We start from the raw sequence: 15,719 nt of genomic DNA, 5'->3' as shown, positions 1-15,719 counted from the left end.
CTCCTGCCAGACCCTCGAGGCGGTCGGTTCCTCCCGTATGACGATCCCTCAGGTCGAGCCGGCTTGTTGGCGAATCCCGCTGTGCGGGCGCCGCCCAGAGGCTACGGTCGCAGACAACAGACGCGAACGAGGGGCAGCGGGATGCTGGAAGAGGCATTGACCGTGCTGGCGACCGCGGGTGGCACTGCGGTGGTGCAGGCCGCGGGCACGGATGCGTGGACCGGGTTCCGAGAGCGGGTGGCCCAGTGGTTCGGCCGGGGGGATGGGCAGCGCGAGCAGACCGAGCTGGCACGCCTCGACCGGACGGCCATCGCCTTGGAGACCGTCGGTCCGGATGAGCGGGAACGGGTGCGGATCCGCCAGGAGGCCTCCTGGCAGGCCCGCTTCGAGACCGTGTTGGAGGGTCTGGAGGATGACGAGCGGGTACAGGTCGCCGCCCGACTCCGGGCGCTGCTGGAGGCGCAGGCCGAGATCGCGGGCAGGTTGTCGGCCGGGGCGGGAAGTTTGGTCGTGGCCGGGGGCCTGGACATCCGCGCCGACCAGGGTTCGATCGCGGCCGGGGTGATCCACGGAGGCGCGAACATCAGTACCCCTTCCGAGCCGGCTCCGTCCCAGGGCTGAACGGACCGGCATCCACCAGCCCTGACGTCACCGCAAGCCCCGCTGGTACCGGCACGTCCTTCGCGGGCGGAGTCATGGCCAACGACCACAGCCTTGCCGTCGGCCATGCCGACTTCGTCGCCCACTACGCGGCGCCCCGTGCACCCGTGCCCTGGCCCCACCAGATCGGCGTCATCCCGCGTCAGGCACAGTGCTTCCAGCACCGCCACGCCGTCGAGCAACTGCAGGCGGCCATCGACGCCGAAGCCCCTGCCGTGCTCTGCCAGGTGCTGGTCGGCACCGGCGGCGTCGGCAAGACCCAGCTCGCCGCGCACCACGCCCGCCGGGCATGGGCCGCCGGCCGCCTCGACCTGCTGGTGTGGATCACCGCCACCACCCGCGAGTCGATCACCGATGCCTATGCCCAAGCCGCTGTCGAGGTGCTCGGCGCCGATCCCGCCGACCGCCGGAGGGCCGTACAGGCACTCCTGGCCTGGCTGGAGCACAAGCCATCGGCCGCGCCCTGCCGCTGGCTCGTCGTCCTCGACGACATCGCCGACCTCGCCGACTTGCGTGGCCTGTGGCCCCCCGACAATCCCCACGGCCGCACCTTGGCCACGACCCGCCGAAGGGATGCCGCCTTGACCGGGAACGACCGCCACGTGGCGCAGATCGGCTTCTTCACCCCCGACGAAGCCGCCGCCTACCTCACCAGTTCGCTCGCTGCCCATCACCGCCACGATCACCCCGAGCAGATCCGGGCGCTGGCCGCGGACCTGGGCAACCTGCCGCTGGCCCTGTCCCAGGCTGCCGCCTATCTCATCGACGCCGACCTGGACTGCGCCACCTACCGCCAACTGCTGGCCGACCGGGCCCGTACCCTGCCCGATCTGCTGCCCGACCCCTCCGGCCTGCCGGACGATCAGGTCACCACAGTGGCTGCCGCCTGGAGCCTGTCCCTGGAGCGCGCAGACCGGCTTCGCCCCTACGGTCTGGCACGCCCCATGCTGGAACTCGCCTCGATGCTCGACCCCAACGGCATCCCGGCACCCGTGCTGACCGGCCCACCCGCTCTGGCCTACCTCACCGGCAGCCTGATCCGCGCCGGCCGGGAACAGCCGGAGGTCACGGCCGAGCAAGCAGTCGCCTCGCTGCGGGCCCTGCATCGCTTGAGCTTGGTCGAGCACAATCCCGCCGCCTCCCCACAGGCCGTACGCGTCCACCAACTCATCCAGCGCGCAGTGCGCGACACCCTGGCTCCGGACCGGTACGACCGCCTCGTCCGCGCCGCTGCCGACGCCCTCATCGCGGCCTGGCCCGACATCGAACGCGATACCGCTCTCGCCCGGAGCCTGCGGGCCAACAGTGACGCCATCACCAGCCACACCGGGGACGCCCTGTGGCGGTCCGACGCCCACCTCCTGCTCCTCCGCGCCGGTCGAAGCCTCGGCGAAGCCGGCCAGGTCACCGCTGCCGCGGCCTACCTCCACAACCTGGCGGATGCCGCCCACCGTCACCTCGGCCCGGACCACCCCCATACCCTGGCCGCCCGCCACGAGCTCGCCCGGTGGCAGGGTGAGGCGGGGGACGCGGCCGGCGCCGCGGCCGCCTACACCGAGCTGCTGGTCGACCAGGAGCGGGTGCTGGGCCCGGACGACCCCGATGTCCTGGACACCCGCCACAACCTGTCCTACTGGCAGGGGCGGGCGGGGGAGGCGGCCCGCGCCGTGGCCGGCTTCGCCGAGCTGCTGGCCGACCGGCAGCGAGTGCTGGGCACGGATGATCCCGCCGCCCTGGCCGCCCGCCACGAGCTCGCCCGGTGGCAGGGTGAGGCGGGGGATGCGCCAGGCGCCGTGGCCGGCTTCGCCGAGCTGCTGGCGATCCAGGAGCGGGTGCTCGGTCCGGATGACCCCGATGTCCTGAACACCCGCCACAGCCTCGCCTGGTGGCGGGGGGAGGCGGGGGATGCGGCGGGCGCCGTGGCCGGCTTCGCCGAGCTGCTGGCCGACCGGCAGCGGGTGCAGGGCCCCGACCACCCCCACACCCTGACCACCCGCCACGACCTCGCCCGCTGGCAGGGGGAGGCGGGGGATGCGGCCGGCGCCGCGACCGCGCTCACCGAACTGCTGGCCGACGAACTGCGCCTGCTGGGTCCGGACCACCCCCGCACCCTGACCACCCGCCACGACCTCGCCCGCTGGCAGGGGGAGGCGAACGGACCGCGCAGGAGCGGCCGGTAACAGCCGAATCGGCGGCCACGCCGCTCGTCCGACAGCTCGATCGGGTACGGGACACGCCCTGCCATGAGCGCCTTCGCAGGCGTGCGGCTCGACGTACCGCGCTACCTCGGGGAGTCGGTGCCGACGATGCGCCTGAGGTGGTGCAGGGAGTTCTCCACGACGGTCTTGGGCAGGAGGGCGTCACCGATGTGAAGGAGGAAGCTGGCAGCCGGATCGGAGCGGAGGGCCACCTCTCGCCCTTCCCGGACGCTGCGGCGGGTGCCGATGAGCCCGATCGCCGCAGAGGCTGTCGCTGCAATCACCGGGTGCCCGGCAAGTGGTGCGCTGCCGCCCAGGACGGCAACCCCGGCAGGGATCTCGGTCTTGACGTTGACAGCCATGGTCGCCGCATCGAGCCCGAGCGCCTTGAGTGCTTCCTCAGCTCGTCCCGTGGCCGGGCGAACCGCTCGGCGACCACGCTCTCGAGGTAGCGGGTGAGCACGGCGGTGTCGCGAACGTCGATGAGATCCCGCAGCTCGGCAGCAACCTGGTCGACCGTCGCGCCGAATGCCATGAACTCCGCGCCGTGGCGTTGCCGAATCCTGATGATCTTCTCGACCGGGACCTCGGCGAGATCCCTGGGAACGACCAGATCGAGGGCCAGACAGGCCAGTGCTCCCGCGATCTCACCCTGGCTCGTCGGTCGGCCGTCAGGGGACGCGTTGAGCAGCGCGGCTTCGATCCGATCGGCGTCCCAGCCGCCCGACGCCGGGTGGGCCGGGCCTTGATCGGTGGTCGGCTGCATTCTGTTCGCCCGGGCGAAGTCCGCCGCCAGCACACTCTTGTAGACCCTCGCCAGGCGCTCGTCGACCGCGGCCCAGTCGCGGGACCCCGGACACCAACCATCCGTCGAAGGGCTCTCCGCCACGAAGGTGGCCCTCATGTTCTGCGTGGCCAGCATCGCCGCGTCCGGCTGCATGGCCAGCCCCAGCTCCACCAACCGGGCCCGTAGCCGGTGTGGGACACAGCCACCGGCCCGAGGTTCGAGGTTTGACGAATCCTTGCCCCGGTCGGGGGTGGGTCGGTGGCATGATGTGGCGGCCATGACTGCGACCTCGGCCCCCGGGCCCGCCCGCCGGACGGCCGCGCCGGACGTGCGGCTGGTGCGGGCGTCCGCGTTCGCGACCGTGAGCGTGGCGCTGGCGGCGGGTGCGCACGGGGCCGCGGGTGGGGCGGCGGTCGGGCTCGGGCCGGTGGCGCTGGGGTGGTTGCTGGTCTGTGCGGTGGCGGCCGCGGCTGCCGGGCGGCGCCGGTCGATGCCGGGGATCACCGCGGGTGTGCTGGCCGGTCAGCTCGGCCTGCACCTGCTGTTCCGGACCGGGCACGCGATGGCCGCGCCGCCGTCCGTCCGGACCTCGATGCCGGGGATGACGGGGATGTCCGGCATGTCAGGGAGCGCCGGTCGGCCGGGTGGGCGTGCCGGGCAGAGCCCGGTGCCGCCTTCCGGGCACCTGCACCACGCGGTGGCCGCCGCCCACGGCGGTGTCCTCGGCCTGTCGCCCGGCATGCTGGCCGGCCACGCCGCGGCCGCCCTCGCGACGGGCTGGCTGCTGCACCGGGTCGAGGCGGCGCTGTGGCACCTCCTCGACCTGGCACGGACCGTCCGGGCGGCCGCGCGCCGCTGGAGCGCGCGGATCCGGCGGGCGCTCGCGCTCCTCACCCGTACCCCCGCCCCGCCCGCCGCACCCCGCCACCCCGCGCGCCCTCGCCACGACGCCACCGCCGGGCACGGCCGGTCGGCACTGCTGCGCCACAGCCTGATCCGCCGGGGACCACCCGGGGCGGTGCGCGCCTAGGACCGGACGGGGCTGCGCTCCGCCCGCCGTCTTCGTGTTGCCGCAGGTGGCCGCACGCCCCGCTCGGGGACGGCCGCCGCACCTCCCCGTCAGCGTTCCCGCACCGCGCCGTGACGGCGCGTCGACCCGCCAGGTCGGCGCGCGGCCGCGTGGTGCCGATCTCCCGGATGGAGACCACACCCATGCGTTCCCCCCTCTCCCGCCGTCTGGCCGCCGCGTCGGTGCTGGCCGGTGCGACCCTGCTCGCCTCGGCGGCTCCCGCGTTCGCCCACGTGACCGTGCAACCGGGCACCGCCGCCCAGGGCGCGTACACCGCGGTCGCCTTCCGCGTCCCGGACGAGAGCGACACGGCGTCCACCACGAAGCTGGAGGTGACCCTGCCCGCCGACCACCCGGTGGCCTCGGTCGCGACCCGGCCGCTGCCCGGCTGGACCGCCACCGTGGAGAAGACCAGGCTCGCCACGCCGCTGAAGACCGACGACGGGGACGAGATCACCGAGGCGGTCTCGAAGATCACCTGGGCGGCCGACCCGAACGCGAAGGTCGCGCCCGGCCAGTTCCAGGACTTCGAGGTCTCGCTCGGCCCGCTGCCCACCGACACCGACAGGATCGTCTTCAAGGCCCTGCAGACCTACGACGACGGCACCGTGGTCCGCTGGATCGAGGAGGGCAAGGACGGTCAGCCCGAACCCGAGCACCCCGCGCCCACCCTGACCCTCACCAAGGCGGCGGCCGACGGCGATGCTCATGGCATGACCGCCGCCGGCCAGGCCGCCCCGCCGGCCGCCGCGAGTTCGTCATCCTCGTCCGACTCCGCCGCGCGCACCCTCGGTGTGGTGGGCATCGTGGTCGGCGTGTTCGGGGCCGCGCTCGGCGTCCTCGGCCTGCGCCGCCGCAACGAGGGCCCGAAGGCCTGAACCCTCCGAGGGCCCTGACGCTGCGTCGGCCCGGCCGGATCCTCCGGCCGGGCCGACGTCGTCCCGCGGTGCCCGCAGAGTGCGCCGCTCCAGCGCGGGGGCGATCGGTCTGCACCTGCCGCGGGCGGGCCCCCGGCTCGACCACTCCCTGAACCTGGCGTTCGGCGCGGTGGAGCGGGCCAGGGAGGACGGGCTGGACCTCGTGCTGCTGGCCCCCGGGACGGCGGCCGGCGGGTCTGACCCGGATCGGGTCGGATCGGGTCCTTCCGAGTGGTGATGTGCACCCGCAGGAGTTGTCCTCGGAGCGGACGGCCCGTGGCGGGGGACACGTTCATCATGCCGTCATATCGTCAGACTGTTTCGCGAAGACTGGTGCTGGTCGCGGCCGGACTGTCGCTCCTCAGCGACGCCGGATGCCACGGAAGGCGCGGGGGCGCCGAGCCCGCCACCGAGCCGGCCCGAGAAGTCGCGGGAGCGGCCCCGCCGGGGGTGCAAGCGCCTGCCGCACCGGCTGGCCCCGCCGCCCCCGCGGCCGCCCCCGCGGCCGCCCCCGCGGCCGCCCCCGCAGCTGCCCCGCGGGTGCTGACGGCGGCCGAGAGCCGGCCGCTGAACGAGCTCGACGCCGGCCGCAAGCGGGTGGCCATCACCGTCGACGACGGCCCCCACCCGCGCTACACACCCGCCGTCCTGGACCTCCTGGAGAAGTACTCCATCCGGGCGACGTTCTTCGTGATCGGGGAGAACGCGGCCGCACAGCCCGGCCTGATCCGGGAGATCGCGAGCCGGGGCCACCTCATCGCCAACCACACCTGGAGCCACCCGGACCTGCGCAGCCTCCCCGAGGCGAAGGTGCGCGAGGAGCTGACCCGCACGTCCGAGTCGCTGGCCGGTATCACCGGCAAGGCACCCACCTGGTTCCGGGCCCCTGGCGGCGACTGGGCCCCGACCACGCTCAAGGTCGGCGCCGAGCTCGGGATGCGGCCGATGGGCTGGTCGGTGGACCCGCAGGACTGGGCGCAGCCCGGCACGGACGTGATCGCCGGTCGGCTGATGAAGGGGCTGCGGCCGGGCGCGATCGTGCTCACCCACGACGGGGGTGGCGACCGTTCGCAGACGGTGGCGGCGCTGACCACCTTCCTGCCGGCGCTGCTCGACTCGGGCTACCGCTTCACCGCCCCGCCGGGGTGAGCGCGGCGGCGCGGGTGGCGGCACGCGGCGTGAGGGCGGCGTACTCCAGCGGGGCCGAGGGGTCGATGGAGAGGTCCATCGGCGCGGGTTCGACGCCGGAGCGCACCAGCAGGTCGCCGATGGCGGCGATCATGGCGCCGTTGTCGGTGCACAGGCGCAGCGCCGGGACGCGCAGGGTGATGCCGGCGGTGGCGCAGCGCTGCTCGGTGAGGGCCCGGACGCGGGAGTTGGCGGCGACGCCGCCGACCACGACCAGGGTGTCGGTGCCGTGGTCGGTGCAGGCCCGGACGGCCTTGCGGGTGAGCGTGTCGGCGATCGCCTCCTGGAGTGCGGCGGCGACGTCCGGGACGTGCGGTTCGCCGCCGGCGGCGCGTCGGCCCTCGACCCAGCGGGCGGCGGCGGTCTTGAGGCCGGAGAAGGAGAAGGCGTACGGCGGGTCGTCGGGCCCGCTGAGCGGGCGGGGCAGGCGGACGGCCTTCGGGTCGCCGGTGCGGGCGGCGCGGTCGATCGCGGGCCCGCCGGGGTAGGGCAGGTGGAGGATGCGGGCGACCTTGTCGAAGCACTCGCCGGCCGCGTCGTCCAGGGTGTCGCCCAGGTGGACGATCGGGTCGCGGGCCAGGTCGCGGACCAGCAGCAGGGAGGTGTGCCCGCCGGAGACGATCAACACGACGCAGGGGTTCGGCAGCGGCCCGCCGTCGAGGGTGGCGGCGGCGACGTGCCCGGCGAGATGGTGCACCCCGTACAGCGGGACGCCGAGCGAGAAGGCGTAGCTCTTGGCGGCCGCCACCCCCACCTGGAGCGCCCCGGAGAGTCCCGGGCCGGCCGTGACCGCGACGGCGCCGACGTCGGCGAGGGTGAGACCGGCCAGCCCCAGGGCTTCCTGGACGACGGGGGCCATGGCGTGAACGTGGGCGCGGGCGGCGATCTCGGGGACCACACCGCCGTAGCGGGCGTGCTCGTCCATGGACGACGCCACCGCGTGCCCCAGCAGGACGCCGTCGCGCACCAGCCCGGCCCCGGTCTCGTCGCACGACGACTCGATCCCGAGCACCACCGACGGTCCCGCCATCCCCCGACTCCTTATTGCTGAGAGTTCGCAACTACGACTGCTGTGCAATAAGGATAGTGGAGTCCCGGCCCGCCGGCGGCGGGGGCTGCCCCGGCCCGCCGGTTTCGGGGCAGCCGTGCAGGTCGCGGTCGCTCAGGCCGCAGTGAGCGGGCCGTACAGCTCGGGGCGGCGGGTCCGCAGGAGGCCGAACTCCGCGGCCCCTACCCGGCCGAGGTCGCCGGGTCGCCCGGCGTGCCGCGATCCTCTGCGGCGAGCTGCCGGACGGTGCGCTCCAGCCGGGCCTGCCGGACCTGGGGCGTGGGTGCCTGGAGCAGGGGAAGGGCGGCGAGGTAGCGGCCGGTGCGGTCGAGGGCCCGGAAGGCGCGTTCGGCGGCGGGGTCGGCCGCGAGCGCGGCGGCGAGGTCGTCGGGGACGGTCGCGGTGCGCTGGGACGCGTAGGCGCGCGCCCACCGGCCGTCGGCCTGCGCGGCGGACTTCGGCGAGGCCCGGTTCGCGCATCCGGCCCTCGGCGGTGAGCACCGCGACCTTCTCGACGTTGACCTGCGACCACAGGCTCCCCGGTCGCCGCGGGACGTACTTCTGCAGGTAGTACCGCTCGTCGAGGCCGCGCCGCCGGCCGGAGATCCAGCCGTGGCACAGGCCCACGTCGACCGCCTGGTCGCTCGTCAGGGACGGGATCCCGCTGCCCTTCCTGGCCAGCTTCAGCCACACGCCCTCGTGCCTGGTGTGATGGACGGCCAGCCGGCTCGCGAACGCCTGCTCGTCGGCGAAGGGCAGGACCTCGACCCCGTCGATCGACTCCGTGTTCTCCATCCGGCCAGGCTGGCCCCGCGCCTTCATGGCAAAGGTTGTCCGGACACCTCGGTCCGGTTCACGTCGACTTCGGGACGCGGGGCCGTACGCCCGGAATCCCCGCACGCCCGGTGCCGTGGCCTGATCGCCGCTCATGACAGGCCCTTCGAACGGTGGTTGGACGCGGGCGCGGCTGGCCGAGATCCGACCATGGGCCTCGTCCGGCCCCCGCGCCCGGGGCAGAGTGGGCACGACCGGTCATCCGTTCGACATGAAGGAGCGCGATCCTTGACCACTCACCTCAGGCACGGCGCCCGCCCGCGGATGCTGCCGGCGCTGCTGGCCGCCCTGTGCGCGATGATCGGGGTGACCCTGACGGGCACCACCCCGGCGGCAGCGGCCGATCAGCATCAGGCGATCTACGCCATCGCGCACCGGGTCGACACCCTGGACGGCGTGGACGCCGCGCTCGGCCATGGTGCCAACGGCATCGAGATCGACGTGTGTGCCTGGTGGAACCCCAACGAATGGCGTGCCTACCACGACTGTTCCTCGGCCGGTGACAACCGGCTGGGCCCCAGCTTCGACAGCATGATCGACCGCATCGTCGCCAACGCCAACGCGGGGCGCCGGCTGGCGCTGGTCTGGCTGGACATCAAGGACCCCAACTACTGCGGGGAGGAGCAGAACCGCGGGTGCAGCGTCGCCGGACTGCGCGACAAGGCGCAGCGGCTGACGGCGGCCGGGATCCAGGTGCTCTACGGCTTCTACGAGTACCACGGCGGCAGCACCCCGGACGTGGGCGGCCGGGGCTGGAAGAGCCTGGAAGGCAGGCTCGGCGGCCTGGAGGGCATCACGACGACGGGGGCCCGCGATCAGGTCCGCAGCGCCTTCAACCGGTCCGGCGCCGGATTCCCGGTCGGGCACCGGGTGATGGACTACGGGGACAGCGACATCGCCAACGGCTTCGGCAACTGCACGGAGGCCACCTACAACACCTGCGCGGAACTGAAGAAGGGTGCCGGGGACCGCGCCGCCGGCCAGCTCGCGGCCACGCTCTCCTGGACGACCACCTACAACGATCCGTGGTACGTCGACAAGCTGCTGGGCGATGCCCGGGTGGACGGCATCATCGCGGGCTACGGCGCCTTCACCGGAGTGCGCGAGTACGACAACAGCTGGCAGTGCGCCAATGCCGTCAACCTCGTCCGTGACTGGGTCAACCGCCACAGCGCCACCCACCGGATGGCCACCGCCGGCGACCGGATGTTCAGGTGACGGACGGCCCGGGACGGGACGCGTCGCCGTCCTGATGCCGGGAGCGGACCGCCCGGGCCGTGGTGCTCGGGCGGTCCGCTCGGTGGGCTTCCGCGCTAGCCGGCCGTCGTCGGCTGGCGCACGGGCCGGACGGGGGCGGGCTCGGCCCGGCCGGGGAGGGACTGGAGGATCGCCTCCACGCTCTGCTTGGCGTCGCCGAAGAGCATGCTGCTGTTCTCGCGGAAGAACAGCGGGTTCTGCACACCCGCGTAGCCGGACGCCATCGAGCGCTTGAAGACGATCACCTGCTCCGCCTCCCACACCCGCAGCACCGGCATCCCGGCGATCGGGCTGGCCGGGTCGTCGGTGGCGGCCGGGTTGACGGTGTCGTTGGCGCCGATGACCAGGACGACGGAGGTCTTGGCGAAGTCGTCGTTGATCTCGTCCATCTCCAGGACGATGTCGTACGGCACCTTCGCCTCGGCCAGCAGCACGTTCATGTGCCCCGGCAGGCGTCCGGCCACCGGGTGCACGCCGAAGCGGACGTCGACGCCGCGTTCGCGCAGCCGGCGGGTCAGCTCCGCCACCGGGTGCTGCGCCTGGGCCACCGCCATCCCGTAGCCGGGGGTGATGACCACCGACCGGGCCTGTGCGAGCAGCACCGCGGTCTCCTCGGAGCGGATCTCGCGGTGCTCCCCCTGCTCCTCGTCCCCGCCCGACGGGGCCTCGATGCCGAAGCCGCCGGCGATGACCGAGAGGAAGGAGCGGTTCATCGCCCGGCACATGATGTACGACAGGTAGGCGCCGGAGGAGCCGACCAGTGCCCCGGTGACGATCAGCAGGTTGTTGTCGAGCAGGAAGCCCGCGGCGGCCGCGGCCCAGCCCGAGTAGCTGTTCAGCATGGAGACGACGACGGGCATGTCGCCGCCGCCGATCGAGGCGACCAGGTGCCAGCCGAGGGCCAGTGCCAGGACGGTCACCGCGACCATCAGCCCCAGGCCCGGGCTCGCGGTGAACCAGCCGGTGAGGCCCGCGAAGGCGGCCAGCGCGCCCAGGTTGAGGGCGTTCTTGCCGGGCAGTGTCAGCGGGCGCGAGGCGATCCGGCCGGACAGCTTGAGGAAGGCCACGACGGAGCCGGTGAAGGTGACCCCGCCGATGAAGATGCCGATGAAGACCTCGGCGTGGTGGATGCCCAGCAGATCGCCGGCGACCAGCGTCTGGGCCGAGCCGTGCGCCTCGACCTCCAGGTAGCCGTTCCAGCCGACCAGGACGGCGGCCAGACCGACGAAACTGTGCAGCACGGCGATGAGTTCGGGCATCTGCGTCATCTCGACCCGGCGCGCGCGCCACAGGCCCGCCGCACCGCCGAGCACCATCGCGAGGACGATCAGGGCGACCGCGCCGGCGGTGATGCTCTGCGCCGCCAGCACGACGGTGGCGACCAGGGCGAGGGCCATCCCGGCGATGCCGTAGACGACGCCGGCGCGCGAGGTCCGGTGCTGGGACAGCCCGGCCAGGCTGAGGATGAACAGCAGGGCGGCGACCAGGTCCGCGGCGTGGGAGGCCGTGGTGGAAGTCATCGGGCTCAGCGCCTTTCGGTGGCGGTCGAGAACATGCTCAGCATGCGGCGGGTCACGGCGAAGCCTCCGAAGATGTTCACGCTGGTCAGCAGCACCGCCACGAACGACAGCGCGGTCACCACCCAGCTCTGGTGCCCGATCTGCACCAGGGCGCCGATCACCACGATCCCGGAGATCGCGTTGGTCACCGACATCAGCGGGGTGTGCAACGCGTGGTGCACCTTGCCGATGACGTAGTAGCCGATGACCACCGCCAGCGCGAACACCGTGAAGTTCTCGGCGAGTTGGGAGGGCGCGAAGGCGATCAGCAGGAAGACCGCCAGCATCCCCAGGCCGATCAGGCCGAACCGCACCGCGGGGGAGAGCCGGGTCTCCTTCGCGCCCACCGGCGCCGCCGGGGCCGCGGGCGCCGTACTCGGGGCCGCCGACACGGACACCGGCGGTGGCGGCCAGGTGACCTCGCCGGCCCGGACCACCGTCACGGCCCGCTGGACCACGTCGTCGAAGTCGACGACCAGCCGGCCGTCCCGACCGGGGGTCAGCAGCTTCACCAGGTTCACCAGGTTGGTGCCGAACAGCTGGGACGCCTGGGTGGCCAGCCGGCCCGCCAGGTCGGTGTAGCCGATGATGGTGACACCGTTGTCGGTGACCACCGCCCGGCCGGGCACGGTGCCTTCGACGTTGCCGCCCTGGGCGGCGGCCATGTCCACGATGACACTGCCCGGCTTCATCGCCGCCACGTCCTCGGCGGTGACCAGCCGCGGCGCGGGCCGGCCGGGGATCAGCGCCGTGGTGACGATGATGTCCACGTCCTCGGCCTGCTGGTGGTAGAGCGCGGCGGCGGCGCGGTCGTAGTCGGTGGAGGTCGCCTTGGCGTAGCCGTCCGTGCTCGCCTCCTGGACCACGTCCACGGCCAGGTACTCGCCGCCCAGCGAGCGGACCTGGTCCGCGACCTCCGGCCGCGGGTCGGTGGCGCGCACGATCGCGCCCAGACTGGACGCCGCGCCGATGGCGGCGAGCCCGGCCACGCCGGCCCCCGCCACCAGGACCTTCGCGGGCGGCACCTTGCCCGCGGCGGTGACCTGGCCGGTGAAGAAGCGCCCGAACACGTGCGCCGCCTCGATCACCGCCCGGTACCCCGCGATGTTCGCCATCGAGCTGAGCACGTCCATCGACTGGGCCCGCGAGATCCGCGGGACGGCGTCCAGGGCGAGCGCCGTGACACCCCGCGCGGACAACTCCCGTACCAGCTCGGGGCGCTGCGCCGGGGCGAGCAGGCCGATCACGGTGGCCTCCGCGCGCAGCCGGGCGATCTCGTCGCCCGACGGTGCGTTGACCTTGAGGACCACCTCGGCCGCCCAGGCGTCGCCGATGCTCGCGCCGGCCTCGGTGTAGGCCCGGTCGGTGAATCCGGAGGCCGCACCTGCCTCCGACTCGACGACGACCTGGTAGCCCAGGTCGAGCAGCTGCCGAACCGTCGCGGGCGTCGCCGCGACGCGGGTCTCCCCGGAGGTCGACTCGGCGACCACGCCGATGCGCTGGGGTGGGTGATGGGTCGGGACCTGTGCAGACATGTCTGGTGTCTCTCTCGTCGGAGGCGCTGCTGACCGGGCATCTGCGACAGCGGGGAGTGCTCCACCCACTGGTCGCAGGAACGTACACCGCCGAGGTGTCCCGGGCCGAGACCGCGAGGCAGTGATTAGCCTCACTGGGTGAGCCGGCACGGAGGACGGTCGACGGTGCCGCCGGGCCGCGGCGAGAGGACGACCGAGAGGACTACCGAGGTGAGGACCGGTGGGAGGGCCGGACGCGGGTCGGTTGTCGGTCGCGAGGACGGCTCGTTCGGACCGCTGTGGGTCAGCTGTCCTCCGTACCGTTCGTTACCGCTCCGACGCGCGGCCCGCGGGAGGACCTGTCGGCCGCCGTCCACCCGGCCGAGCGTGCCGGGAGCTCAGTTCCGGCTCCGGTGCCACATCAGCGCGGCGGCGTAGCTGGCCTGGGCGAGGAGGAGCAGCGCCAGATAGGGCTGGGCCGCGGAAACCCCGTGGCGGGCGAACTCCCAGGCCCACATGGCGGTGAGGCCGGTGGACGTGACGGTCCAGGAGAGGGACCGGGCCCGGCTGTCGTGGACCTGGGCCCGTTCGTCCGTCGCCACCCGGTCGGCGCGCCCTCGAAGGTATCCGACCGCGGAGACGCCGAGGCCGGCGCCCAGTACGGCGATGAGGGCCGCGTCGACCGGCGGGAGTCCGGCGACCGTTGCGGTGATGCCGGTGGCGGCGCCGGAGAGGAGCGGACCCGCCACCGTCCAGCCGGTCCGGAGGTGGCGTGCGGTGTCAGTGAGTGGTGTCGGCATGGAAGATCTCCTCGACTGGTTGGGAGAAGAAGCCGGCCAGCGCGATCGCCAGCGGCAGGGAGGGGGTGTAGCGGCCGGTCTCGATGGAGTTGATGGTCTGTCGCGAAACGCCCATGGCGAGGGCCAGTTGACCCTGCGAGAGGTCGCGTGCCATCCGGAGGCGGCGTACGTCGTTCTTCATCGCTGCCGTTCTGAGGTCGGCGGGCTCCGTTGCAGTGGAAAGCTAGCTTGACAGCCTCAGCCTGTCAAGCGTACTTGTCAGGCCGGCCCGCTGCGCTCAACTCGACCTCTGCGAACGAAAACTGACTGCCGGACTCGGAGTGGGATCAGCGCTTCACGGCCATGATCCACGCGGTAGTGATCGACTTGACGGCCTGGCGACTCAGCGGCGAATCCACTCCGACCTGGCGGGTCGCCTGAGCCGCGATCCGGATCCACGATGGCGCATGCGATCCGTGGACGGCGCAGCAGATGATCAGGGCGGGCGCCGCGGCGAGAACGCCCGCCGTCAGGAGCGCCTGCCAGCGCAAGCGGTGGTCCAAGGGGGCCAAGCACCCTCTCTCGTAACGCGCGTGGACGACGGATGCGTCGCACGATAGCGAGAAGTTTCCCATATGGAAACTAGTTTCTACTGAGGTATGTTGTGCCCGGTTGCACCGTGACCCGGACCATGGGGTGAGCGGTGCACGGCGCGGCCGGGAGAGAGGCGATGGCGATGGACATCAGGGAGACCGTGCAGCTGAACGCAGGTGCGTCGCCCCGCGTGGTCGGAGCTCGCTACGTGCTCCGAAGGTCGCTCGGTGAGGGTGGCATGGCGTCGGTGCTCCAAGCTCATGATTCGGTGCTGGGCCGCAGCGTCGCGGTGAAGATCCTGCATGCGAAGCTGGCCCGTGACCCGTCCTTCCGCGAGCGGTTCCGCCGCGAGGCGAAGGCGGCCGCCGCGCTCAACCATCCCAACATCGTGGCGGTCCACGACAGCGGTGAGGACGCGGATGACGCCGGGGTCGTTCAGTACATCGTCATGGAGTATGTCCAGGGACGTTCGCTGGCCGAACTCATCAGGGGCCCCGCCGCGGAGTCCGGTGGCGGCGTGATCGCGCTGGACAGGGCGCTGGAGATCACCGAGTCCGTGCTGGAGGCGCTGGCCTGCAGTCACCGCAGCGGCCTGGTCCACCGGGACATCAAGCCCGCCAATGTCATGGTGACGGACGACGGCATCGTCAAGGTGATGGACTTCGGCATCGCCCTCGCCCTGCAGACCGGTGCCACCTCGATGACCCAGGCAGGCACTGTGCTCGGCACGCCGCAGTACCTCTCGCCGGAGCAGGCACTGGGAAGGCCCGCCGACACCCGGTCCGACCTCTACTCGGTCGGCTGCATGCTTTTCGAACTGCTCACCGGCGCAACGCCGTTCGACGGCGATTCCACCATGAGCGTGCTCCACCAACACGTCCGGCAGACCCCGCCGGTCCCGTCCATGCTCAACCCGTCGCTCCCCGCGGCCGTCGACGCGATCGTCGCCCGCGCCCTGGACAAGGACCCTGCCCAGCGCCACCCGAACGCCAACGCCATGGCGGACGAGATCCGCTGGGTCAGGACGGGTGGGGCTGCCGGAGGGCAGCTGCCCCCGCGGGAGCTCCCCACTGTGGGGGACGACCCGGCCCGCGCCCGCCGGATGCCCTCACGGGTCCCCTTCGCCGCCGTAGACGTCCAGGTCGGACTGTCCCCGCGATGGGATGTCAACGATCCCCGCTGGCGGCGGGTGCAGCGTTTCGCGACGATCTTCATCGTCCTCATCGGAGCGCTCGCGATCGCCGCTCTCTGTGTGGGTGCTGCGGTATTCCTGCGGCACATCCACTCCGGACTTTCGGGTGGATGGTGACAGCCC

General features: G+C 72.9%; 14 protein-coding genes and 2 pseudogenes. 8 read left to right on the top strand and 8 right to left on the bottom strand.

Features of this window, described 5'->3' with window-relative positions; genetic code table 11:
- The first annotated feature begins 189 nt into the window (after positions 1-189).
- Both AB0K43_RS10855 and AB0K43_RS10850 read left to right on the top strand, forming a co-directional pair.
- On the top strand, positions 190-621 hold the full coding sequence (locus tag AB0K43_RS10855; RefSeq protein WP_363638104.1) for a hypothetical protein: 432 nt from the start codon (positions 190-192) through the stop codon (positions 619-621).
- A 74-nt stretch (positions 622-695) separates the two neighbouring features.
- Positions 696-2,840 carry a tetratricopeptide repeat protein gene (locus tag AB0K43_RS10850; protein WP_363638102.1) on the top strand — a complete coding sequence of 715 codons (2,145 nt, stop codon included), beginning with the start codon at positions 696-698 and terminating at the stop codon, positions 2,838-2,840.
- Positions 2,841-3,138: 298 nt separating this feature from the next.
- On the opposite strand, the gene AB0K43_RS10845 is transcribed toward AB0K43_RS10850, so the two are convergent.
- Positions 3,139-3,816 (bottom strand): DUF6236 family protein, encoded by a 678-nt coding sequence (locus AB0K43_RS10845; RefSeq protein ID WP_363638100.1) that lies wholly within the window; start codon positions 3,814-3,816, stop codon positions 3,139-3,141.
- Positions 3,817-3,922: 106 nt separating this feature from the next.
- Between AB0K43_RS10845 and AB0K43_RS10840 the strand changes: the two genes are divergently transcribed.
- The 4 genes and pseudogenes from AB0K43_RS10840 to AB0K43_RS10825 all read left to right on the top strand — a co-directional run bounded on the left by AB0K43_RS10840 (position 3,923) and on the right by AB0K43_RS10825 (position 6,780).
- Positions 3,923-4,675 (top strand): hypothetical protein, encoded by a 753-nt coding sequence (locus tag AB0K43_RS10840; RefSeq protein ID WP_363638098.1) that lies wholly within the window; start codon positions 3,923-3,925, stop codon positions 4,673-4,675.
- Positions 4,676-4,857: 182 nt separating this feature from the next.
- Positions 4,858-5,592 carry a YcnI family protein gene (locus AB0K43_RS10835; protein ID WP_363638096.1) on the top strand — a complete coding sequence of 245 codons (735 nt, stop codon included), beginning with the start codon at positions 4,858-4,860 and terminating at the stop codon, positions 5,590-5,592.
- 70 nt (positions 5,593-5,662) lie between these two features.
- Positions 5,663-5,827, top strand: a pseudogene (locus AB0K43_RS10830) (LacI family transcriptional regulator); the annotation flags it as partial.
- A gap of 254 nt (positions 5,828-6,081) precedes the next feature.
- On the top strand, positions 6,082-6,780 hold the full coding sequence (locus AB0K43_RS10825; RefSeq protein WP_363638094.1) for a polysaccharide deacetylase family protein: 699 nt from the start codon (positions 6,082-6,084) through the stop codon (positions 6,778-6,780).
- On the opposite strand, the gene tsaD is transcribed toward AB0K43_RS10825, so the two are convergent.
- Positions 6,761-7,849: a tRNA (adenosine(37)-N6)-threonylcarbamoyltransferase complex transferase subunit TsaD gene (gene tsaD, locus AB0K43_RS10820; protein WP_363638092.1), complete on the bottom strand. Its 1,089-nt coding sequence runs from the start codon at positions 7,847-7,849 to the stop codon at positions 6,761-6,763. The genes AB0K43_RS10825 and tsaD overlap by 20 nt on opposite strands.
- A 200-nt stretch (positions 7,850-8,049) precedes the next feature.
- A pseudogene (locus AB0K43_RS10815) lies at positions 8,050-8,689 on the bottom strand (YdeI/OmpD-associated family protein).
- A gap of 240 nt (positions 8,690-8,929) precedes the next feature.
- On the opposite strand from AB0K43_RS10815, the gene AB0K43_RS10810 reads away from it, so the two are divergent.
- Positions 8,930-9,919: a phospholipase gene (locus AB0K43_RS10810; RefSeq protein WP_363638090.1), complete on the top strand. Its 990-nt coding sequence runs from the start codon at positions 8,930-8,932 to the stop codon at positions 9,917-9,919.
- A 95-nt stretch (positions 9,920-10,014) separates the two neighbouring features.
- Here AB0K43_RS10810 and pntB read toward each other — a convergent pair whose 3' ends face one another.
- The 5 genes from pntB to AB0K43_RS10785 form a co-directional block, all read right to left on the bottom strand.
- Positions 10,015-11,478: a Re/Si-specific NAD(P)(+) transhydrogenase subunit beta gene (gene pntB, locus AB0K43_RS10805; protein ID WP_363638088.1), complete on the bottom strand. Its 1,464-nt coding sequence runs from the start codon at positions 11,476-11,478 to the stop codon at positions 10,015-10,017.
- Between the two features lie 5 nt (positions 11,479-11,483).
- Entirely contained in the window at positions 11,484-13,052 is a 1,569-nt protein-coding gene (locus AB0K43_RS10800) for a Re/Si-specific NAD(P)(+) transhydrogenase subunit alpha (RefSeq protein WP_363638086.1), read from the bottom strand.
- 377 nt (positions 13,053-13,429) lie between these two features.
- On the bottom strand, positions 13,430-13,831 hold the full coding sequence (locus tag AB0K43_RS10795) for a hypothetical protein (RefSeq protein ID WP_363638084.1): 402 nt from the start codon (positions 13,829-13,831) through the stop codon (positions 13,430-13,432).
- The gene (locus AB0K43_RS10790) at positions 13,812-14,012 is read right to left on the bottom strand and encodes a helix-turn-helix transcriptional regulator (RefSeq protein ID WP_363638082.1); all 201 of its coding nucleotides are present in this window, start codon (positions 14,010-14,012) and stop codon (positions 13,812-13,814) included. Before AB0K43_RS10790 ends, AB0K43_RS10795 begins: the two co-directional genes overlap by 20 nt.
- Before the next feature lie 145 nt (positions 14,013-14,157).
- A complete protein-coding gene (locus AB0K43_RS10785) occupies positions 14,158-14,373 on the bottom strand; it encodes a hypothetical protein (protein WP_363638080.1) in 216 nt (71 codons plus the stop codon).
- Positions 14,374-14,540: 167 nt separating this feature from the next.
- On the opposite strand from AB0K43_RS10785, the gene AB0K43_RS10780 reads away from it, so the two are divergent.
- A complete protein-coding gene (locus AB0K43_RS10780) occupies positions 14,541-15,713 on the top strand; it encodes a protein kinase (protein WP_363638078.1) in 1,173 nt (390 codons plus the stop codon).
- Positions 15,714-15,719: the final 6 nt, after the last annotated feature.

This window comes from Kitasatospora sp. NPDC049258, assembly GCF_040678895.1.
Lineage (GTDB): Bacteria > Actinomycetota > Actinomycetes > Streptomycetales > Streptomycetaceae > Kitasatospora.
The sequence above is the reverse complement of the archived record's forward strand: the minus strand, read 5'-3'. Positions and strand labels throughout refer to the sequence as shown.

Excerpts from the sequence above, each read along its gene's own strand:
- AB0K43_RS10850 (WP_363638102.1), top strand. The coding sequence starts at position 696 with ATGGCCAACGACCACAGCCTTGCCGTCGGCCATGCCGACTTCGTCGCC.
- AB0K43_RS10840 (WP_363638098.1), top strand. The coding sequence starts at position 3,923 with ATGACTGCGACCTCGGCCCCCGGGCCCGCCCGCCGGACGGCCGCGCCG.
- AB0K43_RS10835 (WP_363638096.1), top strand. The coding sequence starts at position 4,858 with ATGCGTTCCCCCCTCTCCCGCCGTCTGGCCGCCGCGTCGGTGCTGGCC.
- tsaD (WP_363638092.1), bottom strand. The coding sequence starts at position 7,849 with ATGGCGGGACCGTCGGTGGTGCTCGGGATCGAGTCGTCGTGCGACGAG.
- pntB (WP_363638088.1), bottom strand. The coding sequence starts at position 11,478 with ATGACTTCCACCACGGCCTCCCACGCCGCGGACCTGGTCGCCGCCCTG.
- AB0K43_RS10800 (WP_363638086.1), bottom strand. The coding sequence starts at position 13,052 with ATGTCTGCACAGGTCCCGACCCATCACCCACCCCAGCGCATCGGCGTG.
- AB0K43_RS10795 (WP_363638084.1), bottom strand. The coding sequence starts at position 13,831 with ATGCCGACACCACTCACTGACACCGCACGCCACCTCCGGACCGGCTGG.
- AB0K43_RS10790 (WP_363638082.1), bottom strand. The coding sequence starts at position 14,012 with ATGAAGAACGACGTACGCCGCCTCCGGATGGCACGCGACCTCTCGCAG.
- AB0K43_RS10780 (WP_363638078.1), top strand. The coding sequence starts at position 14,541 with ATGGCGATGGACATCAGGGAGACCGTGCAGCTGAACGCAGGTGCGTCG.